We start from the raw sequence: 8361 nt of genomic DNA on the forward strand, positions 1-8361 counted from the left end.
TGAACGTCGAAACGCCCCGCCATCGCCCGCATCGCATCCGGATCGGTCATAAAACGTGCTGCCATGAAAATCACTCCTTGGTTGGTGAAAAGTGTTGTGGCACAGCGGCAGTAGAATTATCCAGCCGATGCGGCGTTGGCCGCCTCGGTCGCCGCATAAGAATTGGCACTGCTGTTCAGCGTGGCCACGAACGCCTGGTGGATGGCTTCCGCCTGAGCGCTGATGGATTGGTACATGCTGGCGTGCGCGGCGAACTGGGCCGCGGTCAGCGCCGAGACCTCGTCCGCGGCAGCCGGAACGACGCCCGTGGTCGGCGTTGCCGCCGCGGCGTTCTGGGCGCTCAGGGCCGATCCGATGGCGGCCAGATTGCCTGCGGCCGCGGTCAGGGCCTCCGGTTGGGTGTTCACAAAACTCATCGGGCCTCCTCCGAAAGGTGCCGGCCGCCGAAGGACCGGCGTTCACCGGGTGCGTCGAGCGTGCACCCGCTGACAACGTTAGGCGTCATCGCGGAGCGGGGCTCAATACAACACGGTTTAAGGACAGTTCAGAACTCAGATACGGTGCCGAAGGCGGATCGGATCGAAACAATCAGCGATCCCCGATAGGCACAATCATCGGGACACAAGTCTCGTCGTCACCTCCTCACACAGCCGACACCGACGGGGGCGGGGTGAGACACCGGCCCCCCTATCTGCGCAATGGTGGCACCGCTGGCACCGCGCGTCAACCCGAACAGCAGGCCCGGCCCACTGTGAATCGGCTGGTGGGACACTGTCGGATCAGGACGGCTTCTTCTCGGCGACCGCCGCGCTGAGCCCTTCGGCGAGGTCCTCGCGGGTCAATTCCTTGAACTTATGCAGCCACTCGTCGCTGAAATCGGTGACGTCGCCCGCCAGCACCGCGTCGAGGTCGGAGTCGTCGAGCCGGAAACTGCGGTGGTCCCGCGCCTTCTCCACCACGTTGCGCACGAATCCGGCGTTGCCCAGCACGTCGATGCCGCGGATCAGATCGCCGTCCTCGGAGTAGTTTTCGTCAGCGTAGAACTTGGTGTAGGACGGCAGCAGCCCTTCGACCGCTTCGTCGGTGACCACGTCCTCGTTCTCGGCGCCCATCATCTTGGTCAGTTCCAGCAGTTCCGGCGGGGTGTAGCTGTAGAACTCGATCACCGTCGAGAACCGCCGCCGCAAACCCTGGTTCACCTCGAGCATCTTGTCCATGGCGTTGGCGTAGCCGGCGCCGAACACCACCAGCTCGTCGCGGTGGTTCTCCATGTAGAGCAGCAGCGTGTTGATGATCGCGTTGCCGTAAGCGTCGCCTTGGCTGTAGCCGCGTTCGTGCAGGGTGTGCATCTCATCGAAGAACACCGCGCCGCCGAGCGCACCCTCGAGCAGTTCCTCGGTGTTCTTCTCCGCGTCGGCCATGTAGCGGCCCAGCAGCTTGGAACGGTTGGTCTCGACCACCAGTGGCTTGCGCAGCACGGTCAGACCGCACAGTTGCTTGGTGAAGGCGCGCGCCACCGACGTCTTGCCGGTGCCGGGCGGGCCGAGCAACAGCGTGTGGCGGGATGTCACCGGGACCGGCAGTCCCATCTTGGCGCGCGCCAGGTTCACCTTGGTGGTCGCCTTGATCAGCTTGATCTCCCGCTTGGCCTGCTCCATGCCGAGCATGGCGGCCAGCTCCGCGTCGCCTTCGGCCAGGTACCGGGCGGCCTCTTCGGCGTGCCGGTGCGCCTCGGCCTGTTCCCGGGTGGGGGCGCTGTCGGGGTCCCACGGATCGGTGCGGGCCTCGATGGTCTCCGGGTCGGTCAGGATCAGCCGGTAGTCCGGGTTGTCCAGGGCCTCGCGGGCCGGCGCGAACTTCGCGTCACGCGAATACACCCGGCGCAGCAACTCGGCGGCCTCGTCCTCACGGCCGAGGTGACGCATGCACATGCCCTGGGTGTAGAGCGCGACGTTGGTGGCACCGGGCACCCGGTCGCCCTCGATGGCCTCCTGGGCCCGTCGGGTCGCCTCCTCGAACACCCCCAGCGATGCCAGCGCCGTGGTGGCCATCGCGGCAGCGGCCGCCTTGAGCTCGGGCTGGCGCCACGGCGCCGCCGCCGGGAACTGTTTGAGCACGTCGGGCCAGCGGCCGGTCCGGAAGTACAGCATGCCGCGCACGTAGCCGACCAGCTCCGTTTCGAACGGGTTGCGCGGTTCGATGCCGTCGAGCAGTTTCGCCGCCTCCTCGTAGCGCTTGGCTTCGGCCAGCGCGGCGGCATAGGCGGCGGCCAGCGACTCCACGCTGGTGATCCGCAGCCGCAGGAACATCCCGTCGGAGACCTCCGGATGGAATTCCAAGTCGGACAAGCCCAGTCGGCGCGTCTCCCAGCCGAACGTACGGACGGTAGCCCAGGCGTTCGCCAACACCTCGATGTCGGAGTCACCGGCCAGTACTCGGGCCAGCCAGGCGTCGCACATGCTCGGGTCGATCGTGGTGGCGGTGGTGAACATCTGCAACGCCACCTGCGGGTTGTGGCTCGGCTGCAACCCGTTGACCGAGATCCCGGATGCCAGCATCCCGGCCACCATGGCGTTGCGGGCATCGGTCGCCGCCGATTGCGGGCTGGTCACGGCCGCGTCCCGGATGCCGGAACGGCGTACTGCTGCAACGCATCCACCGACACGACCAGGTGTTCGTCGTCCTGCAGTTCCCGGCCGGGCACCGGCAGGCGTGGATGGGAGGTGGGGGCCGGAAGGCTGGCGCAGACCGCCTCCAGCTGGCGCCGGCCCACGAACCGGTTCAGTGCGGCGCGCACGTTGCGGCCCAGCTTGCCGGCGCTGTGGTACCGCACCAGCACCGATACGCTGGTCGTCCGGCCGCCCCCCGGGGCGAGCCGCACCGTCACCACCGTCGCATCGGTCTCCGGGTACCACAGATGCTCGAGGTTCTCGTCGGTGATATCGGCCGGTGACAGCCAGAAATTGGTGACGTAGCCCTCCGGCCGGTTGCGGAACAGCCGGTGCGAAAGATGTCCGGCCTCCAGTCCCGCTAGCGTGGCCTCGTCGACATCGTCGAATTCATCGGCGCGCAGCGGTCGCGCACTGATCAGGCGTCCGTCGACCTCCTCGGCCAACCGCTCGGTGGCCGCCGTCAGGGTCGCGGCCAACGAGTCGCGTGCCGCCACCGCATTGACGTTATGCTGCGGGTCCATCCGCAGCACCAGCCAGGTTCGCCGGTGGTCGGGCATCGACGGGGTGTCGTCCAAGTCGACGTCCTCGCTGTCATTGGGCGCACTGCGGGTGCCCACCGAGACGATGTCGATGCTGTCCAATCGCACGTCGAACTGGCGCAATCCGCCGGCGAGCCGCTCCAGCGGGAGGGCCGCCGGCTCCAGCCCGCGTCGATGCCGGCCGGTCGCCTTCACCGGCCGCCCGCCCACCGCGATCACCGTCACCAATCGGCCCTGGTGCTCGCGCATACCGATCGGCTCCCGCCCGAAACGGCGGTGATGATCGACTGCCGGCGTGCGGCCGCGGCTCAGTGCCGGCTCCGGGTCGGCAAACTGATCGGCGATCCATGCCGCCCACATCGTGCTGATCGGCACCTGCCGGTAGGTGACCAGCGCGATGATCGCGACCAGCACCGCGACGCCGACGCCCGACCACCATGTGTAGACGGCGACCTGCTCGTCGCCGGGCCACCGGCCGGCCAGCACCAGTATCGCGATGTCGATCAGAAAGACGATGGTCACCCGCGTCCATGACAGGTTCAGACCTACTGCGTGCTGTGCCTTCATCGGTTCCTACGTGATCGTCGCAATGCTGCCACTCCCAGTGCCACACCGGCCGCCGCGACCGCCGCCAACAGCCCGGCCCCGGCGACCCACACCGGGGTCATGTCACGTTCCGGCGGCATCGGCGGCACCTGCAGCGGCGCCGACAGCCGTTCCGGTGGTTGGGGCGCAACGTCGGGAACATCCCACGTCAGCGCCGCCACCGGGTCAATGATGCCGTAACCCACCACGTTGTCGACCCCGCGTGCCGGTGGCCGAGCCGTGCGAGTCAACCGGTTGATCACCTGATGCGACGACAATTCCGGGTACTTGGCCCGTACCAGCGCCGCCACGCCGGACACGATCGCCGTCGAGAAACCGGTGCCCGACGGCACCAGCAGTGAGTTCTCCGGGCCGTCGACCGCGTTCATCAGCCCGTCATCGCGCGGCGAGAGACCCTCGATGTCGGTGCCGGGTGCGGCGATCGACACCCAGGGACCGGCGACGCTCGTCTTACCCAGTGGCGCTCCTGCCGAATCCACCGCACCGACCGTCAGCACGTACTCGTCGTACCAGGCCGGCGTCACCACGGTGTTGACTCCGTTCCAGTCGCGCGGGTCGTCGGGCCGCATCGCGTTGTAGATCGGGTTCTGCTTGCAGTCGCGCCAACTCGTGTCGCCGGCGGCGGCGACGATCACCGCGTTCTTCTCGACCGCGGCGTAGCGCACCGCTGCGCCCAGATCTGCCTGATCGATGAGGTTGCGCACGTTCATGCAGATGGCGTGCGAGATGTTGATGACCCCGGCGCCCATGTTGGCGGCGTGGACGATCGCTCGCGCCATGGTACGAATGCCGTCGGTCTTCTCCCGCAGTTGCGGATCCTGCCCGTCGCCGAACGGCTCCTTGGGGCCGAATGCCTGGCTGTTCTGCCGGATCGAGATCAGTTGCACATCGGGGGCCACCCCGCTGAACGCGTCGGGTGCCGGCCCGGGCGGCGGCGGTGCCTTCGGCGCGCGGAAGTCGACCGGGGCGATGCGCGCCCGGCCGGCGGAGCCGGCCGATCGCACGGTTCCGGCGTCGGTGGTGTGGGTGGACGACGCCGCACCGTTGGCGGGACCGGGAGCCGGACCCGGAGCCGGACCGGGGGCGGGCCCCGGAGCCGGAGCCGGAGCCGGAGCGGGCGGCGGGGCCGGCGCGGGATGCTGGGCGGGCGGACCGTTGCCCGGTTCCTCCCCCTCCGCCGGCGGCGGTGGCGGCGCCGGGGGCGGCATCACCATGATCGTCGTCTGCGGCACCGGTGGGGGCGGCGAGGGTTCGTTGGTGGGAACCGACGGCGGTCGGCGGGTCTGGCGTGGCGGCGGCAGCGGAGTCACCCCGTTGTCCGGCAGCGCAGCGATCAGTGACGCCACCAGGGTGCCGTGCGCGTCACAGTCCGACAGCCCGTCCCCGCCGGCCATCACGTAGTCGCCGCCGCCGATGAGGTTCGGCATCCGCGGATGGGGAGTCACCCCGGTGTCGATGACCGCGACGCTGACTCCGGCGCCACGGCTGAACTTCCAGGCCTCCGGCAGATTGAGCATGTCCATGTAGGCCGGCTGCACCCGGAAGTCGGTGTCGGGCAACACGCCCACCTCGGTGCAGTACGAGGTCTGCCGCATCGTCTGCGGCGGCCCGGGCGGACCGTCCGGTGGCAACGCTCCGGGGTCGATGCCGGGCCGTTCGATCGCACCTGCGACCGGCATCCCGGCCAGCGAGCCGCCGGCCATCATGATGATCGCGGCGCCGGCCGCCGCGGTGCGCTGCAGCCGACGCACGCCCCTACCGGTACCGGATTGCTTCATAGGTATTCATCAACCACAGCGCCAACGGGAACAACGGCATCAGGCACAGGTATTCGATCCACTCGACGAACTTGCGGAACAGCGGACTGTAGATGGTGTTGGGCACGATCACCGCGGCCAACAGCCCGAACATCGGCACCAATACCAGCATCGCCGCCCCGACCACCAGCGTCGTGGGCGTCCACAGCACCACCACGAAGCGCACCACCACCGCGGCGACGATCACCAGGCCGGTCAGCGTCACCGTGACCGCCTGCCACCGGTCCCGGAAGGAACGGCCTCGCAGCACCAGGAACCCAGCCGTCAGACCGGCCAGCAGCAACGGCAGCCACGATCGGTCCGAGTGCGGGTCGCACAGGCCGGTGACACACACCGCGATCAACACGCCCAGCCCGGTGAGCAGGCCGGTCAGGAAGGATCGTGCCCGCTCGGCGCGCAGCACCACTTCGCGGACCGACTCCGGCCCCTCCAGGGACGGCGCGGCTCCGGGCTTGCTCACCACCGTGGTGGGCAGGTCGGGCCGAGCCTCGAACACCCAGCGACTCGTCGCCGACGGGAAGACCGGCAGGCGCAGCCCGGCGAGCCACCGCGACAGCGACGGTGCCCACTGGTAGGCGAGCACACAGGCCAGGTACACGCACGCCATGAGGGTCACCGCCCCGGTCAGGAACAGCATCCGCAGGACGCCGACGACCATCACCGCCGCGCTGATGACGGTGACGGCCGAGTAGGCGGCCAGCTGCCGTCCGGTGAGGCGGATGACCGACAGTGCGGCGATGCCGGCGACGCCGAAACCCAGCGCAGCCTGCGCCGCACCGACCTCGCCGGGCACCGCGGCCGCGGCGGCCACAACCAGCGGAACCAGCCCGCTGGACAGCAGCACGTCGCCGGCCCACCGGTCGGAGGCGTTGCGCGCCTGGATGAGGATCAGCGCGGCGGCGATCAGCACCAATAGCGCCAGTCCCGCGCTGAATCCGGCCGTCAGCCAGTTGTCGTGCTGGACGCGCCAAGCGGCGAGCAGTCCGGTCGCCAACAGCACGCCCAGGGCCAGGGTGGACACCCCGACGCGCACCGCGGTCACCGCATTGACCGGGGCGAACCGCTTGGCCAGGTTCACCGACACCGCCGTGGAGATGTGTTCGATGACCGGTGACCGCCGCTCCCGGTCCTCGATGAACCGCAGCCACAGCCGGTCGCCGTCGTAGACGTCCTGTTCGGTCAGCGACTGGTTCGGCCGCAGCGCCGTGCCGTCGACCAGGCACAGCACCCACCGGCCACGTCCCTCGGCCTGCAGGATGGGCTCATCGAGCTCGGCCAGCCGGTTGTTGATCACCTTGAGCAGCGGGTCCAGCATCACCGACACGGGCGCGTCGGCGTCCAGCAGCGTCCCGATCTGGACACCGTCGCCGGCCATGACGCCGACCACCACCGCACGCGGCGCGGACGTCGCGACTTCACCGCCCGGCTGCGGCGCTTCGATCGCCGTGGTCACGGTCGCACCCCCTGATCGACGAATACTGAACCCATAGCTGCCGCCTCGCAATTTGTCATTTCAAACTCTGTCCAATTCTAAAGGCAATGCATGTTATTCGCACGATTGCCATTTACAGGCAATTTCCCGGTGCGTCACAGGACATTTCGAGGCCGGTGGTTAGACCCTGCGGTGCGTTTTCCAGGCTCCATAGGGCAGCGTGTCGAGCACGGTTTTGACGCCCACCTGAACCAGTTGCGGGGTGGCCGGGCAGATCGCCAGCCACGCTTCGCCTGATCCGGCGGTGCGCGCCTGCTGATACAGCGCGATCCGGCCGCCGGATCCGTCTTTGAGCGACAGCACCGACGCGCTCGGCCCCTTGGCGTCGTCGCGGTATTGCCGCGCGTACACCGCGGCCTCCGCGGCCGGCTCGGACAGCGCCTGGCCCAGCGCGGCGACGGTGGCCGCGCTGATCCCCATCCGGCGCAGGTCTCCCCCGGTGAAGATGTTGAAGCCGGAGTCCTGCCAGCTCTGGGTCGCCTCGAGCATCTCCTCCATCGGCACGTTGACCGCGGTGATCTGCGCCGGGTCGGCGTGGTGGATGGATTCCATGCCGTCGATCACCAGCGCGGCGATCGAGGCAGCATCGGTCACCGAGACGTCGTCGACGGTGATGTCGGTGCCGACCCGCACCGCCGACACCCAGTGCTCGCCGCGGCGCGCCAGCAGCACCCGGAACTCGTTGTCCGGGATGTCGCGGGTGCCGGGCGGCTGGTCTTCGTCGTCGATGACGCCGTAGCGCAGCTTGCCCAGCGACAGCAGGGCGACCACCTCGAGGTCGGGCGCGGCCAGCACCTTCATCCGGGCGGCGACGGTCTCGTTGACCTGGTCATCGACGACGATGCCCTGCTCACGCATCACGGCCATGCCGGGATGTTCCGACAGCCAATCATTCGAATCGGTGGAAACGTAGGGTCGGCAACGCAATTCGGGCGCAACGTGGCGAATATCCAGCAGCGCCTGCAGCAGCCAGAAACCCTCGACGTTGACGGTGATGTCTGTGCGGGTGCTCGGATCCATCACTACCCTCCTCTACCTTTGCCGACGTACTTGGCTATTGGATCACGTTGCGGCGCGAGAACGCCTGCCACCATCCCACCAATTGCAGCACGCGGCAGCACACCGGTGGGTCGGTGTGCTGCCGCGCTGCGGATTGCGGGTCGGTCAGGCCCAGCTGGAGCCGACCGAGGCGTCGGTGTTGGCCATGTTGTTACCGGCGGTCTGCACCTTCTGAC

7 protein-coding genes are annotated in these 8361 nt (G+C 68.5%); 1 reads left to right on the forward strand and 6 read right to left on the reverse strand.

What is annotated here, in order from left to right:
* Positions 1 to 116: 116 nt before the first annotated feature.
* The 6 genes from ACAG20_RS20975 to ACAG20_RS21000 all read right to left on the reverse strand — a co-directional run bounded on the left by ACAG20_RS20975 (position 117) and on the right by ACAG20_RS21000 (position 8146).
* Positions 117 to 416, reverse strand: a complete 300-nt coding sequence (locus tag ACAG20_RS20975) for a PE family protein (RefSeq protein WP_013828836.1) — start codon at positions 414 to 416, stop codon at positions 117 to 119.
* Between the two features lie 363 nt (positions 417 to 779).
* On the reverse strand, positions 780 to 2612 hold the full coding sequence (gene eccA / locus ACAG20_RS20980) for a type VII secretion AAA-ATPase EccA (protein WP_370493995.1): 1833 nt from the start codon (positions 2610 to 2612) through the stop codon (positions 780 to 782).
* On the reverse strand, positions 2609 to 3778 hold the full coding sequence (eccE, locus tag ACAG20_RS20985; RefSeq protein ID WP_112689232.1) for a type VII secretion protein EccE: 1170 nt from the start codon (positions 3776 to 3778) through the stop codon (positions 2609 to 2611). Before eccE ends, eccA begins: the two co-directional genes overlap by 4 nt.
* Positions 3775 to 5595, reverse strand: a complete 1821-nt coding sequence (locus tag ACAG20_RS20990; protein ID WP_370493996.1) for a S8 family serine peptidase — start codon at positions 5593 to 5595, stop codon at positions 3775 to 3777. Before ACAG20_RS20990 ends, eccE begins: the two co-directional genes overlap by 4 nt.
* Complete coding sequence (eccD, locus tag ACAG20_RS20995) at positions 5573 to 7087, reverse strand: type VII secretion integral membrane protein EccD (protein ID WP_112689425.1); 1515 nt, start codon at positions 7085 to 7087, stop codon at positions 5573 to 5575. Before eccD ends, ACAG20_RS20990 begins: the two co-directional genes overlap by 23 nt.
* Before the next feature lie 159 nt (positions 7088 to 7246).
* Positions 7247 to 8146, reverse strand: a complete 900-nt coding sequence (locus ACAG20_RS21000; protein ID WP_013828831.1) for an ESX secretion-associated protein EspG — start codon at positions 8144 to 8146, stop codon at positions 7247 to 7249.
* Between the two features lie 82 nt (positions 8147 to 8228).
* Between ACAG20_RS21000 and ACAG20_RS21005 the strand changes: the two genes are divergently transcribed.
* A complete protein-coding gene (locus tag ACAG20_RS21005; RefSeq protein ID WP_370493997.1) occupies positions 8229 to 8360 on the forward strand; it encodes a hypothetical protein in 132 nt (43 codons plus the stop codon).
* Position 8361: the final 1 nt, after the last annotated feature.

Origin of the sequence: Mycobacterium sp. pW045 (assembly GCF_041287085.1) — a bacterium.
Classification (GTDB): Bacteria; Actinomycetota; Actinomycetes; order Mycobacteriales; family Mycobacteriaceae; genus Mycobacterium; species Mycobacterium algericum_A.